The organism is Nocardioides sp. (assembly GCF_034670285.1).
Classification (GTDB): Bacteria; Actinomycetota; Actinomycetes; order Propionibacteriales; family Nocardioidaceae; genus Nocardioides.
Map to the genome: position 1 here is coordinate 1 of NZ_JAXMNS010000547.1, position 1,866 is coordinate 1,866.

General features: G+C 69.2%; 2 protein-coding genes. Both read right to left on the reverse strand.

The window, feature by feature from the left end:
- Positions 1-189, reverse strand: a complete 189-nt coding sequence (locus VOI19_RS18865; protein ID WP_323794473.1) for a hypothetical protein — start codon at positions 187-189, stop codon at positions 1-3.
- A partial coding sequence (locus VOI19_RS18870) for a nitrite/sulfite reductase (protein ID WP_323794474.1) occupies positions 186-1,866 on the reverse strand: 1,681 nt, incomplete at its 5' end. The genes VOI19_RS18870 and VOI19_RS18865, both read right to left, overlap by 4 nt.

Here is a 1,866-nt window from a genome sequence, read left to right on the forward strand (position 1 = left end):
TCATCGCAGGCCCTCGCCGTCGCGGCGCAGGATCCCCAGCATCTTCAACGAGAACGCGCGACGGCACCCGCGGCACTCCCACGCACCGTGCGGCGAGGTGACCTCGCCGTTCTCAGCTGTGACCTCGTGGGGCCACAGGTCCTGCTCGCCGCAGAAGGGGCAGTGGAAGGGGACGCCGCGCTCGCTCACTGCGGCACCAGGGTCTTGTCGCCACGCAGCAGCTCCTCGTCGGCCCGGGCCACCCAGGTCGTGAAGCTCTCCGTCGCATCGCCGCGGTCGGCGAGGTAGTTGGTGACCACCGAGGTGACGTAGTCGTCGAGCCCGGCACTGGTGACCTTGTGGGCGCGCAGCTTGCGGCCGAAGTTGGCCTGGAGACCGGTGGCACCGCCGAGGTGCACCTGGAAACCCTCCACCTGCTCGCCCTCGTGCAGCACGAGCTGACCCTTGAGCCCGATGTCGGCGACCTGCGTGCGCGCGCAGGCGTTGGGGCAACCGTTGACGTTGACGGTGATGGGGCTGTCCAGGTCGGGGAAACGCTTCTCGAGCTCGGTGACGAGGTCGCGGGCGCGCTCCTTGGTGTCGACGATCGCGAGCTTGCAGAACTCGATGCCCGTGCAGGCCATCGTGTTGCGGCGCCACTGCGACGGGCGGGCTGAGAGCCCGATCTCGTCGAGGCGGGCCACGAGTGCCTCCACGCGGTCCGCGTCGGCACCGATCAGCACGATCTTCTGGTACGGCGTGAGGCGGGCGCCGGCGAGGCCGAACTCCTCGATGGTGTCGGCGAGCTGCACCAGCAGGGTGCCGGAGATCCGTCCGGCGACCGGGGCCACGCCGACGTAGAACTTGCCGTCGTTCTGCTCGTGGACGCCGATGTGGTCACGGTGCCCGGTGGGCGAGGCAGGGGAGTCGCACGAGACCAGGGCGCGACCGAGGTACTCCTTCTCGACGACCTCGCGGAACTTCTCGATGCCCCAGTCGGCGACGAGGAACTTCAGCCGAGCACGCGAGCGCAGCCTGCGGTAGCCGTAGTCACGGAAGACCGAGGCCACGGCCTCCCACACGTCGGCAACCTCGTCGAGCGGGATCCACACGCCCATCTTCTGGGCCAGCATCGGGTTGGTCGACAGCCCGCCGCCGACCCAGCAGTCGAAGCCGGGCCCGTTCTCGGGGTGCACGGTGGCGACGAAGGAGACGTCGTTGGTCTCGGGGGAGACATCGTGGCTCGGGTGACCGGTGAGCGCGGTCTTGAACTTGCGGGGGAAGTTGGAGAAGGCCGGGTCGCCGATGAAGCGGTCGAAGATCTCCTGCAGGGCAGGGGAGCCGTCGATGATCTCGTCCTTCGCGACTCCGGCGACCGGTGAGCCGAGGAACGGGCGTGGGGAGTCGCCGCAGGCCTCGAGGCTGCTGAGCCCCGCGGCGTCGAGGCGGTCCCAGATCTCCGGGACGTCCTCGATGCGGATCCAGTGGTACTGGATGTTGGCCCGGTCGGTGACGTCGGCGGTGTCGCGGCCGAAGTCGATCCCGATCGTGCCCAGGGCCCGCACGGCGGCGTGGCTCAGCAGCTGGCCGTCGGAGCGGACCCGGAGCATGAAGTGCTCCGCATCGAGCTCCTCCTCAGGGACCGTGGCGGTCTTGCCGCCGTCGAAGCCAGGAGCGCGCTGGGTGTAGAGACCCATCCAGCGGAAACGGCCCCGCAGGTCGGCCGGGTCGATCGAGGCGAAGCCGCGCTTGGAGTAGGTGTAACGAATCCGGTCGCGGACGTTGAGCGGGTCGTCGTCCTTCTTGGACTGCTCGTTCTTGTTCAGCGGCTCGGTGTAGCCCAGGGCCCACTGGCCCTCGGCCCGCTTGGTGCGCGGGATCTCGGTG